The sequence below is a fragment of the Buttiauxella sp. genome (assembly GCF_049686335.1).
Taxonomy (GTDB): Bacteria; Pseudomonadota; Gammaproteobacteria; order Enterobacterales; family Enterobacteriaceae; genus Buttiauxella.
Genome location: NZ_JBAVHX010000033.1, coordinates 155149 through 170859, shown reverse-complemented (window position 1 = coordinate 170859; position 15711 = coordinate 155149). Strand labels below are relative to the sequence as shown.

Genomic DNA, 15711 nt, shown 5'->3' with positions numbered 1-15711 from the left:
AGTTGTTCGTCACGTTGCCATTAATCAGGTAATAGTCTGTTTGCCTTATTTTGAAAGATATTATTTATGCCTCGTTTTAAAAATCTCGTAGCCCTGATATTTGTTGTTGCACCTTTAATGTTTAGTGCCAATTCCTTTGCTTTTAATATGCCAAAGGAATTTGCATCAATAGGAACAAAATCTGTTTCTCATAAAAATAGTTTTTTTGAAAAAGAAAATTATACAAAACAAATTAATGGTAGCGATGACGGTAATATTCGCTCGGCCATACTGTCGCAATATTCCAACTGGAAAGGAACGCGTTATCACCTTGGTGGCACGACGCACAAAGGAGTGGATTGCTCAGCGTTGATGCAGCATATCTTCAGTGAATCGTTTGGCAAGTCACTACCAAGAACGACCACACAGCAAATCCAAAATGGTGAGCAGGTCAGCAAAGAAACGCTTAAACCCGGCGATTTAGTCTTTTTTAAAACTTCACCAGGCATGCGCCACGTGGGGGTTTATGTTGGTGATAATAAGTTTATTCATGCTTCCAGCAGCGAGGGTGTCACGATGTCATCGCTCGCCAATCATTATTGGGTTGATCATTACGAAACGGCACGCCGTCTGAATGTGATGAGTTAAACAACAATTATTAGCTGATATTTAACGCTAATCTTTTGCCACCTCTTCGCCGCTTTTGCCTTTTACCCAGGCAATGCGGCGGCGGAGCATTTTTTTCACCGCCCGCCCTGTGGTGTTTAACCAACCGGTTGGGCGCGGATCTGCAAGCATGCTCAAAGCGCGGGCATAATCCAGCACCAGCCCCGGCGTCCACGCCATGGTTTCGGCACGTTTGCGCAGTTGCAACGCAACCCACAGCTCGGGTGTCGACATCAATTTACCCATCGCCACCCAGAATCCACGCTTTTGCCACAACCTGCCGACCGACCCCTCAAGTGCCGCTTCTAATGCGCGCGCAACACTACTCGAACAGTTTCTGTAGGTCAGGTTGTAGGAATCATTCTGCCGATAGGTTTGCCAAAATTCTTTAAGCCGCGCTTCGCTGTAATTACGGATGCGTACTTTTCTTGTGGATGGGCACCACTTTGCGGACTCGGTCGCATAATCTGGCTGGAAAACTCCCGGTACATTGTTTTCCGGTGTGGCTCGTAACAGACGAGCAAACTCATCCGGTGACTGATCAATCAGTTCTGCAGGATAGAGGCTTATGTAAACGCCGCCTGGGGATTCAAGTGCCGCATGGCCCGTTGAGATAACGCCATTGCGATCGACAGCGGCGATATAACGGCTAATGACTGGGCGGGGTATGGTCTCGCCGGGTGCTGAGCCAACGGGCGTCCAGACATGCACAGTCAGTGCTTTTTCGTCGTCGTCCGGTGGGCCGTCCCACTCAACGATGTCTGGGGGAAGATGATCGGCTTCTTCCATAAACACCGAGCCTTTAAGTCCCGGATTTTCTGCGGCATTTTTAACACGATTGGCGAGTATAAACAGGTTCCAGCCCGCAAACGCTAAACCTAAACCGAGGCAATAAGGTACCGTCCCGACGTAGTTCGTCGGCCAGGGCTGGAAGAAAAATATCGCCAGCAAAATTTCGGCAATCCCTCCCCATAATGCGGGTCGCCATCGGCGATAACGCACCACCACCGCTGAAGCGATTTGCAAAGCGCCATCGAATAAAAACAACAAGCCAAAGATCATCGCCAGCACGAAGTTACCATCATGCTGACCGGCTAAAATCAGCAATGCTGCAACGGTAAATACGCCACCTTTTACGTAGCGCAATATGCGCTGCCCGCCCATGCCGCTATGAGCAACCATCAGGGTTGCGCCGCCTTCGAGCAATAATAAACAGGCAAAAGGTTCGATAGGGAAGAACAGCGAGCCATCCAAAGCATCAATAAAGATAACCACGCCAGCAATGAGTGTCATCCAGCCGAAACGACGCAGCCCGCGCCAGTGAGAACGCAGAAAATCAACGCCGAGCAAGATCAGGGTAAGCCGCATCATGGAGATTTTTCCGTTAATCATTCCCCCCAATATATAGTCCACCTGGTGCAAGTCCGATATCACCATCAATGACAAAAATTATCAGGTAGCGTAATAATTCGTGATTCATATTTTTATGATTAACTGAAAAAGATGAATGATTAAATTAGTTACCACGCTCACGATTTTATCCAAAACTGAGCGTTTGAAATGGATAATGCCAGTTCCATTGCTAGTATCGTTTTGCGAGTCTTTCATCCGTAAGAGGATACAATGAAAAATAAAAATGGCCTTGTAGTGAGTTGCTTTCTGACAGGAGTGGCTGCGTTATGGAGTGCGCAAGGGACGGCAGCGGAACAAAACAAGGAAGTAAAAATCATTCGTGATGAATATGGCGTTCCCCATATTTATGCCAACGACACCCGAAATCTGTTTTATGGCTATGGCTACGTCGTGGCGCAGGACAGACTTTTTCAAATGGAAATGGCACGCCGCAGCACGCAGGGAATCGTCGCAGAAGTGCTGGGCCAAAAGTATCTCGAGTTTGATAAAGACATCCGGCTTAACTATTGGCCTGCCAGTATTCAGGCCCAGATTGATGCATTACCCGCCGAAGAAAAAGCGATCCTTCAGGGCTATGCCGATGGCATGAACGCCTGGATCGATAAGATTAATGCCGATCCCGGCAAACTACTGCCAAAAGAGTTTTCTACGCTCGGCTTTAAACCGCAGCACTGGCAGCCTTTTGATGTGGCGATGATCTTCGTTGGCACGATGGCGAACCGTTTCTCTGACAGCACCAGTGAAATTGATAACCTTGCGCTCTATAACGCGCTGAAAGATAAATATGGTGAAAAGCAAGGCATGGGGGTTTTCAACCAAATCAAATGGTTAGTTAACCCTTCAGCCGCAACCACCATCGAACCTGCCGAACATCGCTATCCGTATCAGCTCACAAATCAGGCCACGCAGCTTGCCTACAATTTACCGCGCTACGACCAGACTCCACCGATGCTTGAAAGGCTGGCAAAAGGCAATGATGGTGCTTTGCTGGCGCTGAGCCATGAGCAAAATAAACAGGTTATCGAAGATCAGTTTGAACGTAGTGGCGCGAATGGCCTCGCGGGCTTTCCTACCACCAGTAATATGTGGGTCATCGGCAAGGCAAAAGCGGCGGATGCAAAGGCCATTATGGTTAATGGGCCGCAGTTTGGCTGGTACGCACCGGCATATACTTATGGAATTGGCCTGCACGGCGCAGGCTACGATGTGGTGGGCAACACGCCATTTGCCTATCCGGGCCTGGTGTTTGGCCATAACGGAACCCTCTCCTGGGGAGCGACCGCAGGCTTTGGCGATGATGTCGATATCTTCGCCGAGAAACTCGATGCCAAACGGCCTGATTATTACCAGCATCAAGGGCAGTGGGTGAAAATGCTCAGCCGCAGCGAAATCATTAATGTGAAGGATGGCGCACCGGTTTCTTTCACTATCTACCGAACGGTTCACGGCAACGTTATCAAAAACGATCCGCAAACCTCCACGGCGTATGCAAAATCCCGCGCCTGGGAAGGCAAAGAAGTCGCTTCATTGCTGGCCTGGACGCATCAGATGCAGGCCAAAACCTGGTCGCAGTGGACGAATCAAGCGGCAAAGCAGGCGCTAACCATCAACTGGTATTATGCTGATAAACAAGGAAATATCGGTTATGTACATACAGGTGCGTATCCGCAGCGTAAACCTGGTCACGATCCTCGCCTGCCGGTTCCCGGAACGGGTGAATGGGACTGGGATGGCATCCTGCCATTCGCCAGCAATCCGCAAATCTACAATCCGAAATCGGGCTACATCGCTAACTGGAACAATGCGCCAGAAGAGGGTTATCCGGCATCGGATCTTTTTGCTTTCTTGTGGGGAGGGGCGGATCGAGTTGATGAGATCAAAAAGCTTATCGATGAACAGCCGAAACTCACTCACGAGCAGGCATGGGGCATTATTGCGAAGACCAGTCGGCAGGATCTGAATCTACGTTTATTCCTGCCATCCATAAAGCATGCGGTTCAGGAATTGCCAGCCAACGATCCGCGCCGCCAGCTTGCCGACATGCTTGCGAGCTGGAATGGTAATAATCAAATGAATACGGATGACAAAACCTGGCAGCATCCAGGCTCGGCGATCTTAAACGCCTGGCTGACCAGCATGCTAAAACAAACGGTTGTCACTGCGGTTCCCGCGCCGTTTAACAAATGGTACAGCGCCAGCGGTTATGAAACGACGCAGGATGGCCCAACGGGTTCTATGAATATCAGCGTGGGTGCCAAAATTCTCTACGAAGCATTACAAGGTACGCGTTCGCCCGTTCCGCAGGCGGTCGATATCTTTGGTGGAAAGTCGCAGGATGAGGTTGTCAGAAACGCTCTGCAAGAAGCCTGGCAACAACTTTCACAACGCTATGGCACCCAACCGGCAAGCTGGAAGACGCCTGCGATGCCGCTGACCTTCAGAGCGAATAACTTCTTTGGTGTTCCCCAGGCAAACGCCGATGAAGCGGTGCACCAGGCGGAGTATCAAAACCGTGGCACAGAAAACGACATGATTGTGTTTGGCGCGCAGGGTGAGGAAGTGCAGGCGTGGGATGTGGTTGCACCCGGGCAAAGTGGGTTTGTCGCACCTGACGGTACACCTGCGAAGCACTATCGCGACCAGCTTGAGATGTATAAAACCTTTGGCCGAAAACCGCTGTGGCTCACCCCTGACGAGGTCAGTGCACATAAAGAAAGTGAAGAGGTTATTCAGGTTGAGTAGCAGGGGGTAATCGATTAAAAGCATGCACCCGTCTGTTAGACGGGTGTTTTGTTAGCTTAAACAACGGCTATTTCTTCTTTGTTGCGCCTCATCACACCTTCAACTCCTCCGCCAGCTGTCTGGTCTATACCACATTGAATCTGCGTGAATGAAAGTTGAGGATTTTCAGTATTACCTTAAGGCAGCACCATCATTAATCAACCAGACTTATCCTTTACCTTAATAAGGATGTCTTGTTATGCGCCATTTTTTTATGTCGATTTTCTCAAGCCCGGAGTCGTTGCTACAGGTCATCAGTCATCAGGAAATTATCGAAGCCCTGGAGGATGGTGACCGGATTATTATTGACCAGGACGGTTACGCCTCGGTTAACTTTAAAAGCAAAGAGGTACGACAAGACTTCCTGCGTCATGTTAACGCTCTGAAGAGGGCGTAACATGGGAACGGCAATATTCATGGTGCTAATGGTTTGCGGTTACTGGTACACCAGTCGCGACCTGTCTACACGCTTTAAAATCAAGCGCTCCTTCGGCTGGGATGTCTATTTTCTTGTCGCGCTGTATGGCTGTATTTTCGTCCTGCAAGGCGTGCTCGCAACTGCTCTGATCTGGTTGCTGTTGCTCGGCTTGTCAGTCGGCGTTAATACTTTCCACCTTGCACCTCAGCACTATGCCAACTGGCAAATTGAGTTTATGAACTGGAGCTTTCTCGGCATTCAGGCTCCGGTCGTTATTATGCTGGCATTTGCCATATTATTTTGTCTCTATCGTTCTAACTGGGCTGGCAGCGCCAGACTGGATGGTGACGGCAGGAAAAAGCTGTATAAACGCCTGGCGCAATCGAGCGGTATCGAACAACTCCTGTATCAGTGTATGGAAGAGGGTGAGCTGGCGCTGGTGACGCTTAAGTCGAGGCGGATTTATGTAGGGATGATACATACGGCGACTCTGGAGTATGAAAAGACGGCAAATATCGTGCTGATCCCGATGCTGAGCGGCTATCGTGATGGTGAGAAAATGAATTTATGTATCGAGCATAATTACAGTAAGTGGTATGCAGAACATGACATTACTCTTGATTCAGAGCCCAGGAGTGCAATGGAATTCAGAAGGGTGATTATACTGGGTCAAATTGAGAGTCTTTCCCTGTTTGATCCCGCCAGTGCCAGCGCGCTGGCAATGGAGCAGCATCCTGAGAAAATAGACTGAGCCAGTTTCCAGGCCAGGATACAAACCCTTTCTCGACATTAATGTTGTGGTTAGTGGAGGGGAAAATGGGGTCTGTGCAGATTTTACAGGGATGGCGGCCACAGGGCCGCCCGATATTATTTTTTAGCTGATTTGGCTTTTCCGGATTTCTTCTGCGCTGCTGGTTCAATTTCAACCGGAGGTACCTTGCCAAGGTCAGTCCCGGTGACTGGATTTACCCCAGGGTCAGAGGCCGTACGGTTTGCCAGTTTTTCCAGATTCGCTTTCTGAGTTGCGGATAACGTGACACTAGCCGTCCCATCTCCACCATCAACAGCCGGTTCAGGCTGTGCCACATAGGTGAAGTTCTCGTCTGAATTCCAGCTGCCGCGGACATCGTTTCCTTCGGACATGTTGTAATAAACCGTCGCGTATTTCTCCACTGGAGGGAGTTTACCTGGCGGGAAATTGTTGCTGATAGCGTACAGCGCTTTTTCAAAAGACATCTGATGCGCCACTTCGCGAGTCATCAGAAAACCGAGTGCATCTTTCACGCCCACATCATCCGTGACATTAATCAGGCGTTCATAGAGGATCTTTGCCCGAGCCTCAGCAGCGATATTGGATCGCAAATCAGCTGTCACCTCGCCAATGGTATCGACATAGGCCGCTGTCCACGGCACGCCTGCGGAATTCGTTAGCGCAGGGCCGCCGCCATACAGAAGCGACGTCAGGTGGCTGTCATTACCGTTGCCAGTGATATTGCGGTATAACTCACCTTCTTTTTCCGCGCCTTCTGCAAGGTCACCTTTAGCGCCTTTATTAAGCATGCCAACCAGAGAACCAATAATCTCAAGGTGACTCAGCTCTTCTGTGGCGATATCCATCAGCAGATCTTTACGTCCCGGATCCTCATCACCCAGTCCCTGAGTAAAATACCTGCACGCAGCTGCAAGTTCCCCCTGGGGGCCGCCGAACTGTTCAAGAAGAAGATTAGCGAGGCCCGGATTAGGACCCGCAACACGAACGGTATACTGCAGTTGTTTTACATGTCTGAACATAGCTCACTCCGATTAAGGAAAAGGTAACAGGTGCCAGCTCTGTGGCCGGTCACGCGTCATTTTTTGTCGGCTTCACTGGCGTGAATAATTTCCTTATCTGCGCAGTCAATATCAGACAGGTCATGAATAAATAAATTTTCAAATGGACTGTTCTTTATCTCTGGCAGGTTTCCCTATAGCCAATGAAAAATGCGATGCATCTTGCCTGTGCGGTGTTTAAGCCTGGCACAACTTTGCTGATGGTGAATTCGCTAAAGTCTGTTAGCGTCCGTCCAGCAAATTTTTGCTTCGAGTGTTTAAATATTGATGCGATTGTAAATCATTGAAATTGATGAAAATAAAAAGAAAGAGGAAAAAGTGTGAAACTGTTTTAAAAGCAAAATAGAATAGTCTTAAAGTGTCACTAAGCCGCTTTATGGCAATTCAGTGGAAATGATATTGTGAAAATTAACACTCGCGTTGCCATATTATTGAGGTCAGAAAAGAGTCACGAAAATTATTTAATGGCACGGTGATGAGAGTTTTGATTGGATCCTGAGTCTGTGTCAGACCAGCTATTATCTTGCTGGTCTATGGTTTAAATTTTTCTTTCTGGTTTAATCACTCAAAATGCATATAAAAGAGGGTGGTGGGAGTTCACTCCCTGAGAAAAATGATTAAAATTAAAGATCATCCGGGGTGGTGCGTAGCAAGCTTTCCAGAACATTCCTAAAAATGTCTTTCTGCACATCACACTTTTCTGTTTCCAGAAGTTCAATGAGTTTAATTATAATGTCTTTATTGGTCACTAAGGCTTTGGATGACATGAGTTGCTGAGTAATGGTTCTCAAGGCCATATGTTCATTTTCATACGGAAGAGGTGTTTCTGACTGAGGAAGAGCGGGCTTAAAATCTGTATGGGGTAATATCATTCATTTCTCTAAAATAGTGTTGCAGGAATAAATATCTGCATTGTTTTGATGCAGCCATTTCAAGGTAGTTTAAAAACAAGTAATTTACAAGTTGTTAACTTTTTATTTTCTCAAGCGGGCTTTTCTTACCCGACAATTTTCATTTAGCATTATGACGATAAATCATGCTGATAGATTAATTAGCGTAATGTATTTCTAATGTTACTTTTCGACATGTTTGTTCATTTTTTATCTGTTTAATCATTTATTCTTGCCGGGATTGTCAGCAAGGATTTTTTTATTTATCGCTGTTGTACAATTTGCATTATCGCAACTACATTTATTGCTCATTTAACAAAAGAGAGTTGATGTTCCAGATGGCCGATATGATGCATGATCAGGTGGTTCACTGTATTCCAGAGCAGTTTCTGGCTAATTCAGCGCTGCTTATTTCTGTTAAACAGGAATTGTTGATCAAAAACCAGGTGGTAACCCGTGACAGTCTTAAAATGGCACTTGTTAATAAAATGAAGCGTGAGCCTAATGCTATTCTTGCTGATCTATACAAGCAGATAATTGGTTATTACAGCTAAAAAATTACTTTAACTAATTCTGCCGGATAGCGTAAATATTATTTTATAATGCTACCACCCTTGCCGCGTTAAATTTTCACGTAGGGTGGTCAACTGGTTAATTCTGGGTCGTGATGGAAGATTGAGTAACCCTGTTCACGCCAGTATTCCAACTGTTCTTTCTGACGAGCGGTAATGAGTTTTCCGGCCCATACAAATATATGGTGACCTGGGAAGAATTCGGGGCGCGGTAATTCAACGGGTTCTGCCAGAATATCTATATGCCAGCCCTGAGTGGACAGGCGCCATGCTTCAAGCCACAAACGAGTCCGGTCGGGATCATCCCAACTTATCAGCAGGGCAGGTTTTCCCTTCCGTTTACGGGATAAAATGAGCTGGTTTGCAACATATTCAATCAGTGCACCATCGAGCAGACCACAAATATTGCGCACCGTATTTTGTTCGAACCCAAGCCGTTGACGAACGGGAATGTAGACGTGATCAATCAGAGTCGCAGCATCAAATTGCTGACTATATTCCACAATTTTGCAACGTAGAGCATCCGGGCGCACACACCTTAAAATACTGATCAACTCTTCCTGTTGTGTTACCCAACCTTTATCTAAAGCCCCCTGGTTTGTATCAAGAATCGCCTTTACCTTACTTACCGATATCCCTGACTTTATCCAGCGTTGAATTTCTTCAATACGCTGAATATCTGCTTCATCAAACTGGCGGTGCCCGCCTTCACTGCGCAGGGGTTTGAGCAATCCATATCTGCGTTGCCAGGCGCGCAAAGTCACTGGGTTAATTCCGCACTTGTCTGCCACATCACCGATACTGTAAGAAGCCATAAGTCCCCCTTAAAGGTATGCCATCCTTGTTTAAAACTTCCAAAAACATTGTACAACTTAGTCGAGACTGTACAACATTAATTTAATCTTATTCCTATATGTATACAAACTCAGATGATATGCGAGAAGGCAGAACATCGGGCGTTTAGTGCATTGCCAGCACCGCTTACTCATAAAAATTTCTCATACTTTCAACATTATAGGATTTTTCTGAGTTTCCAGTAACCAGAAAAATTGCTCCGCTATGACCAGTACCAGGCTACTGAAAACAAGTACTGTGAATACAATAGCGGCAGGAGGTTGTTAAGTTCAGAACGTAATGGTGTACAGTTTTTAAAAATTCACAATCAACGTAACTAATTGATATTAAATCGCATTACCTTTATGCGATATTAATTTTTAAAAAATTGTACAACTTTGCCTGTACAAAACGAGCATGTGCATTTAACTTTAACCAAAACTTAACTACTGGCAGTAAAAGAGAAGCTTATATGCAACAGGGCGCTTACAATCCTTCCATCAATGCATCCGTGGCAGATTTTATGTCTGCCGTGAATGAGCCATCCGAGCAGGCGGTGATGGGTAAAGTGGTCAGGGATCTACTTAATGATGGGCAGCGTTTGAGCCGGAGAACACTGTGCACCAGGCTGTTAAGCCAGCTAGAGCGGGCTTCTTGCAAAAAAGAACAAGCCATTTATCAGACTCTGGTTGGATATCTTTTTGTTCGGTAATGCATTAATAACGAGTCCTGTACTAAATGATGAGTTCTGAATTTTTTGCATTGTCAGAGATGAAGGGAAATAGATTGTAGCATGATGCGAAAACTGTAATCTTCGCAGTAACACTCTGTGGAAAAATCCATATCTGATGATAAGTTAGATGCGTGTCTTAATATAAAAACCTGAATAACAGGTGCCAGTTGGCACAGCATTTTGATGATAAACAAAATTTTAATTTCAACCGGAGTCCATTATGATTCAGACATTATCAGATAATTTACATCATCTGCCTTCAGGGACTCGGGATATAGTCAAAGCGATTGAGGCTGGTTTATTAGCTCAGCATGGTTACATTGCTGAACAGGATGTGGTGTTTGAATTACTTTCCTGGATGGAAAAAAATGAACACAGCATCCTTCGTGAAATATATGCTCAGGCGCTAGAGTACGTGATCAGCAAGGATTATGTTCCTTCACAGCAGGACATTGCGGCTCACACAGAATATAACCACAGCGTCGTCCAAAATATTATCGTCCAGGAATAATCTATATTTAAGGCTTCATGCAGCAATTTCTCGATTCATGTCTAAAATTAAAGTGTATCACCCATCACCATTCATACCGCTACGGCGGTAATAAGGAGTCACTTCATGAACGAAGATCGTATCAGTGGAAACTGGAAACAATTTAAGGGAAAAGTGAAAGAGAAGTGGGGGCAGTTGACCGACGATGATCTGGATGTGGTTGAGGGCAAGCGTGAACAACTGGCTGGCCGTATTCAGGAGCGCTATGGTTATAATAAAGACCAGGCCGAGAAAGAGCTTAAAACCTGGGAAGATGATAATCGCTATAAGTGGTAATCTTCTCTACGGCAGCCTGAACAGGCTGCCGTAAGCAATACCTGTTAACGCCTTTATTTTTCAAATCTGAATTAATTCTGCACTAATCCGTAAACCGACTATTCTCTGCAGCAAACTTATTTTATCTGAATGACCATAAAGCCTCGGTATGCTTTAACGTTGCTCATTAAATTAACACCAGCATTATTTGGTGCGATATATATTAGCGTGTGGAATAACAAACGGGTAGTTTGTCGTTCAGAGGCAATGTCACTCCAGGCGAAAGGGCTGCTTGTTGATTAACTATCCGTTCCGGCAAGCTCTCCTAGCCAGGCAATAAGCTGACTACTTCCAGGTTGGCTCAGGGTTCGTTGAGGCCATGCGAGAAAATAGGGCTTACTGAGCGGAAGACTGAGCTCATCCACGATGACAAGCGTGCCTGATGCGAGTTCATTGGCAATCAAATTCCGCTGGCCAAGTATCACCCCCGCGCCTGCAACAGCTGCATCCAGTGCCAGTGAAGTGAGATTAAAGATAAAGGAGGGTTGCGGTTCCGGTTCTTCCATCTCTTTAGCATGAAACCAGTCACGCCAGTTGGGTAGAAAACGCCCCTCATTCCCCCAGTCGAGATGAATCAGTGGCGCTTCGCTTAACAGCTCCCGCCCCTGATAACGCGCAATCAGTTTCGGGCTGGCTACAGGTAGCACCTCGTCGTGAAATAAAAACTTCTTTTCCAGTTGGGCGTAGCGTTCTTCACCAAAACAGATGACAAAATCGGCATGCATGGTGTTGAAATCTACCTGCGCATGGGTGCCGTGTAACGCCAGGTCAACATCCGGGGTGCGGGCACGCCAGTTATGTAGCTCAGGCAGTAGCCATTTGGTTGCCAGTGAAGGCAACGTGTAGAGCGTTAATCGTGGGGCTGCAGCGGCATAGCGAAGGTTTTGCTGACCCAGAAGCAAAATATCAAAGGCTTCAGTGACATAGCGTAGATATTCTTTGCCTGTTTCGGTCAGCATCACGCCGTTGGGGGTGCGGACAAAAAGAGCGCTGCCTAGTTGTTCCTCCAACTGACGAATTTGTTGGCTAACCGCGGCAGGGGTGAGGGCCAACTGAGCTGCCGCTTTTGCAAGGCTTCCCAATTCAGCCGCCGCTTTGAACGAGTTGATCAGGCTGATTTTGGGTAATCGCAGCTGGGGTGCAGGCATTAATATTTCCTTTTCAAGGTATTAAGTATTTATCGTTATCTACTCAGCGCGCAGGGGATTACAGTGAAATCACACCTGCTAACGATGAGAATTGCACATATGCCTGAATCCATTATTAGTCTCGATGCGCACCCGATTAATGATATCGCCTGGCGCCGTTCTTGCCGGGAGCAGTTGAACGCCAATGGTGTGCTGGTACTACGCCGGTTTTTGCAACCCGCAGCCCTGAATGCCATTATCGGTGAGGCCGAAAAACAGTGCCATCAGGCTTATCACACTTCCAGCAACCATAATGCCTACCTGATGAAAACCGACCCGGAATTCAGTGCTGAACATCCTCGCAACCGCGACATCGTCAGCACCAAGGGTTGTATTACCGATGATTTGATTGCCAGAGATTCGCCTTTGCGCGCGCTCTACAATAATGATCATTTTCAGTCGTTTCTCTGCGATGTATTGGGCGAAACGGCTCTCTATCCCTACGCTGATCCCCTCTCATCCATCAATATTCACTACGCACCGCACGGTAAGGAATTGGGCTGGCACTTTGATAACTCATCTTTCGCCATCACCTTGTTGTTACAAAAACCACTGGCGGGCGGAGTTTTTCAATATGTGAAGGATTTGCGTGATGCAGATGCCGGAGAGATGAATTACGACGGCGTGGGGGAAGTACTTGATGAGCGTCGTGCGGTGGATCAACTGGCGATGGATCCTGGCGATCTGGTGCTATTCCGCGGCCGTAATTCGCTACATCGCGTCACACCCACCGAAGGTGAGGTGACGCGAATGTTGGTGGTTCTGGCTTACAACACTAAACCAGGCATCGCACTGTCAGAAAATGCACGCATGACCTTCTATGGCCGCCTTTAATCGTCCGACCCGTTAAGTAACGCACGCCACCCACGCGCAAAGAATTGCTGAGTACGGAATGCCACCAGAGCCCGCCAGTCCTCATCGGCGGGCCAGAAGGCTTCGACTAAATCACGCTTGATTTCCTGGCCCTCGACATTGGCAGGATCGCCGGTGAGATGTAACCAGTGATCCTCACGTAAACGTCGATGCATCTCTTCTGCGGGATAGGTTCCACATTCCACTACCAGCGGCAGAATATGGGTGTCACGCAGCGCATTGAGCAGAAACTGAGACAAATAACCCGTTGCTGATGCCGCTATGCCAGTAGCGCTGTCGCGGCCTGCAGCGGTAAACACCAGCGTGAGTGCTTCCCCATAGATCCTCTTGCCCCACGCGTGGGCGGGATACTGTTGCTCGGCAACAGAAAGCAGCATCGGATGGCCCCAGGCTCCGGCACCGGTATGCAGATCAAAGCTGATAATGGTTCGAGCTATGCTGAGATGGCGTTCAATGATGGTTTGCATGGTTTTATAGGACCAGCCTGGTTGGCTGCCACCATAAAATAAACCCGTCGGATTTTGATATTGTCCAGCTTCGACTACCCGCTTCAGCGCGGGCCACCCTTCGGTGGACAACGCTGATATCAGTTGCTTATCGGACTGCGCCCGCTCACCGGAGTAGATATTGTGCCAGCGCAGATAATCGGGATTGCTGGGGAAGGGTTGCGAAAAATCGATGAAGTTACGGTTGAGATCGATATTATCTTCATTCACGCGTCGCAGGTGGGCTGCTCCCCAGGGATTAAGCAAATGAATCATCACCAGCGCGGTATCCGCAGGCAACTGTTCTTTTTCAAATCCCGCCAACCAGGCAATCTGACTTTCGGAACCGTAATAACCTTCCACCCCATGCGTACCTGAAATCACAAGCATCAAACGTGAGGCCGTCTCACTGCCAAAAAGTGCAACATCGGTAAAAAGTGATTCACCCTTTTGGCCACTAAGTGGATGCGGATACGAATGAAGCGTCCCGCCTTTGGTCTGCGCCATGGAAATAAAACGTGATCGCTGCGTGGTATAATCCGGTAATGGAATATTCGCTGACATCATGATTTATTTCCTTATGGATAAACCGAGTAATTAAAATATTTTTTCGCCAGACGATCATAAGTACCATTCTTATGCATCTCTGCCAGTGCCTGGTTAATTAATTGCAAGTTCTGGTTATCGTCTTTTCGTAATGCAATACCGGTGCCTTCACCAAATACTTTATTGTCGACAATAATGGCTTTTACCGCAAAATTCTTGCCTTGTTGCTGGTTAAGAAAGCCCTGCTCGGCGGAGACAATATTGGTCAGGCTGCCATCAAGGCGCCCGGAAACCAGATCAGGATAAATCTCCATCTGATTGGCGTAGGAGATGATATTGACGCCTTCCGATGCCCATTTGTCTTTGGCATAGGTTTCATGAATAGTGCCCTGTGCTACGCCAATGTTTTTGCCCCGTAGTGAAGCCATATCTTTGCTCAGTGTGCTGCTGTTCAGTGCGACCAGCGCATTCGGAGTGTTATACAGCATGTCACTAAATGCGACCTGTTCACGGCGCTTATCAGTCATTGCCATGGCTGAAAGAATCGCATCAAACTTCCTCGCATTCAGCGCAGGAATGGTTGCATCAAATCCAATTTCTACCCATTGGCAAGTCACTTTCGCCTGTGCGCAGATTGCATTGCCTAAATCAATATCAAACCCCTGAAGTGAGCCGTCAGTGGCTTTCGATTCAAACGGCGCAAACGTTGGGTCGACACCCAGACGTAAGATTTGCTGGGCGTAAACAGTATGACTTAATCCTGAAAATGCGAGTATCAGTGAGGCGAGAATATGTTTTTTCATTTTTATCTCCGAGGGGAGGTGCGCAGGTGAAATTATTATTCACACATAAATTAATTAACATGACGTTACTGTTTCCGCCAGTAAATATCTTACTTGATCCCTATTTTTTTCTTATAATTTCGGATGTGACACTGACGTAAGTAAAACTATCTACAGCATTAAATATTATTTAATACCGTGAATGGGAATGAATGTGGTTTATTTATATTAAATATTAAGCAGGTAATATATTGATTAAATTAACAGTTAAATACCCACGGGATAAATATGGAATATGCCGGTTTATCGATAGTGCTTAATGACCAGGGATGCGACGAATAATCGAACGAAGTTCGATGGAGAGTCCAAACTCCAGAAAGCAAAAAACCCGCCATAGGCGTAACGCCGTTAGTTTAAGAACGAGATTTCCGGGGCGACCACCGGGTTTGGCGTCCCTCCGGGAACCAAATCCCGGCATTTCCCCTAATTCATTGGCTTAAGTGAACGGCGTTAGCCATAGGCGGGTTCTTCTAAATGTGGTGCCCGGACTCGGACAAAAACGTCGGGAACGTTTTTGAATAGCATTTATGCTAGCCCCGAAGGGGTGAGTCGCAGGGATGCGACGAATAATCGAACGTAGTTCGATGAAGAGTCCAAACCCCAGAAAGCAAAAAACCCGCCATAGGCGGGTTCTTCTAAATGTGGTGCCCGGACTCGGAATCGAACCAAGGACACGGGGATTTTCAATCCCCTGCTCTACCGACTGAGCTATCCGGGCAACGGGGCGCATTAAACCGTAAAGGCCGTTTGGCGTCAACGCTTTTGTATTAATATGCCGTGCGTTTGCACGAATAGTG

At 47.1% G+C, this 15711-nt stretch carries 16 protein-coding genes and 1 tRNA gene; 9 read left to right on the top strand and 8 right to left on the bottom strand.

Annotated elements, in window-relative coordinates; genetic code table 11:
• The first annotated feature begins 66 nt into the window (after positions 1–66).
• On the top strand, positions 67–627 hold the full coding sequence (locus tag WBL83_RS19590) for an NlpC/P60 family protein (protein ID WP_424590684.1): 561 nt from the start codon (positions 67–69) through the stop codon (positions 625–627).
• Between the two features lie 27 nt (positions 628–654).
• Here the strand turns inward: WBL83_RS19590 and WBL83_RS19585 are convergent, their stop codons facing one another.
• Entirely contained in the window at positions 655–2016 is a 1362-nt protein-coding gene (locus tag WBL83_RS19585) for an HdeD family acid-resistance protein (protein ID WP_424590683.1), read from the bottom strand.
• A gap of 252 nt (positions 2017–2268) precedes the next feature.
• Here WBL83_RS19585 and WBL83_RS19580 point away from each other — a divergent pair, with 252 nt between their 5' ends.
• The 3 genes from WBL83_RS19580 (at position 2269) to WBL83_RS19570 (ending at position 6008) form a co-directional block, all read left to right on the top strand.
• On the top strand, positions 2269–4800 hold the full coding sequence (locus WBL83_RS19580) for a penicillin acylase family protein (RefSeq protein ID WP_424590682.1): 2532 nt from the start codon (positions 2269–2271) through the stop codon (positions 4798–4800).
• A 238-nt stretch (positions 4801–5038) separates the two neighbouring features.
• The gene (locus WBL83_RS19575) at positions 5039–5236 is read left to right on the top strand and encodes a hypothetical protein (RefSeq protein WP_424590681.1); all 198 of its coding nucleotides are present in this window, start codon (positions 5039–5041) and stop codon (positions 5234–5236) included.
• A gap of 1 nt (position 5237) precedes the next feature.
• A complete protein-coding gene (locus tag WBL83_RS19570; RefSeq protein WP_424590680.1) occupies positions 5238–6008 on the top strand; it encodes a hypothetical protein in 771 nt (256 codons plus the stop codon).
• 116 nt (positions 6009–6124) lie between these two features.
• Here the strand turns inward: WBL83_RS19570 and WBL83_RS19565 are convergent, their stop codons facing one another.
• Both WBL83_RS19565 and WBL83_RS19560 read right to left on the bottom strand, forming a co-directional pair.
• Positions 6125–7048, bottom strand: a complete 924-nt coding sequence (locus WBL83_RS19565; protein ID WP_424590679.1) for a manganese catalase family protein — start codon at positions 7046–7048, stop codon at positions 6125–6127.
• A gap of 662 nt (positions 7049–7710) precedes the next feature.
• Entirely contained in the window at positions 7711–7959 is a 249-nt protein-coding gene (locus WBL83_RS19560; RefSeq protein ID WP_424590678.1) for a biofilm development regulator YmgB/AriR family protein, read from the bottom strand.
• Between the two features lie 347 nt (positions 7960–8306).
• Here WBL83_RS19560 and WBL83_RS19555 point away from each other — a divergent pair, with 347 nt between their 5' ends.
• Positions 8307–8531: a hypothetical protein gene (locus WBL83_RS19555; protein WP_424590677.1), complete on the top strand. Its 225-nt coding sequence runs from the start codon at positions 8307–8309 to the stop codon at positions 8529–8531.
• Positions 8532–8620: 89 nt separating this feature from the next.
• Here the strand turns inward: WBL83_RS19555 and WBL83_RS19550 are convergent, their stop codons facing one another.
• Entirely contained in the window at positions 8621–9364 is a 744-nt protein-coding gene (locus tag WBL83_RS19550) for a MerR family transcriptional regulator (RefSeq protein WP_424590676.1), read from the bottom strand.
• A gap of 491 nt (positions 9365–9855) precedes the next feature.
• Here WBL83_RS19550 and WBL83_RS19545 point away from each other — a divergent pair, with 491 nt between their 5' ends.
• From WBL83_RS19545 to WBL83_RS19535, 3 genes are all read left to right on the top strand, one after another.
• Positions 9856–10095 (top strand): regulatory protein YcgZ, encoded by a 240-nt coding sequence (locus tag WBL83_RS19545; protein ID WP_424590675.1) that lies wholly within the window; start codon positions 9856–9858, stop codon positions 10093–10095.
• 241 nt (positions 10096–10336) lie between these two features.
• Complete coding sequence (locus WBL83_RS19540; RefSeq protein WP_424590674.1) at positions 10337–10627, top strand: hypothetical protein; 291 nt, start codon at positions 10337–10339, stop codon at positions 10625–10627.
• A 105-nt stretch (positions 10628–10732) separates the two neighbouring features.
• Positions 10733–10942 carry a CsbD family protein gene (locus tag WBL83_RS19535; RefSeq protein WP_064518165.1) on the top strand — a complete coding sequence of 70 codons (210 nt, stop codon included), beginning with the start codon at positions 10733–10735 and terminating at the stop codon, positions 10940–10942.
• Positions 10943–11220: 278 nt separating this feature from the next.
• Here WBL83_RS19535 and WBL83_RS19530 read toward each other — a convergent pair whose 3' ends face one another.
• Entirely contained in the window at positions 11221–12129 is a 909-nt protein-coding gene (locus WBL83_RS19530) for a LysR substrate-binding domain-containing protein (RefSeq protein ID WP_424590673.1), read from the bottom strand.
• 99 nt (positions 12130–12228) lie between these two features.
• Between WBL83_RS19530 and WBL83_RS19525 the strand changes: the two genes are divergently transcribed.
• Positions 12229–13002: a HalD/BesD family halogenase gene (locus WBL83_RS19525; RefSeq protein WP_424590672.1), complete on the top strand. Its 774-nt coding sequence runs from the start codon at positions 12229–12231 to the stop codon at positions 13000–13002.
• Here WBL83_RS19525 and WBL83_RS19520 read toward each other — a convergent pair.
• The 3 genes from WBL83_RS19520 to WBL83_RS19510 form a co-directional block, all read right to left on the bottom strand.
• A complete protein-coding gene (locus tag WBL83_RS19520; protein ID WP_424590754.1) occupies positions 12999–14078 on the bottom strand; it encodes a DUF2817 domain-containing protein in 1080 nt (359 codons plus the stop codon). The two genes, WBL83_RS19525 and WBL83_RS19520, sit on opposite strands and share 4 nt — an antisense overlap.
• A 26-nt stretch (positions 14079–14104) precedes the next feature.
• Complete coding sequence (locus tag WBL83_RS19515) at positions 14105–14875, bottom strand: ABC transporter substrate-binding protein (RefSeq protein WP_424590671.1); 771 nt, start codon at positions 14873–14875, stop codon at positions 14105–14107.
• 681 nt (positions 14876–15556) lie between these two features.
• A tRNA-Phe gene (locus tag WBL83_RS19510) sits at positions 15557–15632 on the bottom strand.
• Between the last annotated feature and the right edge of the window lie 79 nt (positions 15633–15711).

Excerpts from the sequence above, each read along its gene's own strand:
- WBL83_RS19590 (WP_424590684.1), top strand. The coding sequence starts at position 67 with ATGCCTCGTTTTAAAAATCTCGTAGCCCTGATATTTGTTGTTGCACCT.
- WBL83_RS19585 (WP_424590683.1), bottom strand. The coding sequence starts at position 2,016 with ATGATGCGGCTTACCCTGATCTTGCTCGGCGTTGATTTTCTGCGTTCT.
- WBL83_RS19580 (WP_424590682.1), top strand. The coding sequence starts at position 2,269 with ATGAAAAATAAAAATGGCCTTGTAGTGAGTTGCTTTCTGACAGGAGTG.
- WBL83_RS19575 (WP_424590681.1), top strand. The coding sequence starts at position 5,039 with ATGCGCCATTTTTTTATGTCGATTTTCTCAAGCCCGGAGTCGTTGCTA.
- WBL83_RS19570 (WP_424590680.1), top strand. The coding sequence starts at position 5,238 with ATGGGAACGGCAATATTCATGGTGCTAATGGTTTGCGGTTACTGGTAC.
- WBL83_RS19565 (WP_424590679.1), bottom strand. The coding sequence starts at position 7,048 with ATGTTCAGACATGTAAAACAACTGCAGTATACCGTTCGTGTTGCGGGT.
- WBL83_RS19560 (WP_424590678.1), bottom strand. The coding sequence starts at position 7,959 with ATGATATTACCCCATACAGATTTTAAGCCCGCTCTTCCTCAGTCAGAA.
- WBL83_RS19555 (WP_424590677.1), top strand. The coding sequence starts at position 8,307 with ATGTTCCAGATGGCCGATATGATGCATGATCAGGTGGTTCACTGTATT.
- WBL83_RS19550 (WP_424590676.1), bottom strand. The coding sequence starts at position 9,364 with ATGGCTTCTTACAGTATCGGTGATGTGGCAGACAAGTGCGGAATTAAC.
- WBL83_RS19545 (WP_424590675.1), top strand. The coding sequence starts at position 9,856 with ATGCAACAGGGCGCTTACAATCCTTCCATCAATGCATCCGTGGCAGAT.
- WBL83_RS19540 (WP_424590674.1), top strand. The coding sequence starts at position 10,337 with ATGATTCAGACATTATCAGATAATTTACATCATCTGCCTTCAGGGACT.
- WBL83_RS19535 (WP_064518165.1), top strand. The coding sequence starts at position 10,733 with ATGAACGAAGATCGTATCAGTGGAAACTGGAAACAATTTAAGGGAAAA.
- WBL83_RS19530 (WP_424590673.1), bottom strand. The coding sequence starts at position 12,129 with ATGCCTGCACCCCAGCTGCGATTACCCAAAATCAGCCTGATCAACTCG.
- WBL83_RS19525 (WP_424590672.1), top strand. The coding sequence starts at position 12,229 with ATGCCTGAATCCATTATTAGTCTCGATGCGCACCCGATTAATGATATC.
- WBL83_RS19515 (WP_424590671.1), bottom strand. The coding sequence starts at position 14,875 with ATGAAAAAACATATTCTCGCCTCACTGATACTCGCATTTTCAGGATTA.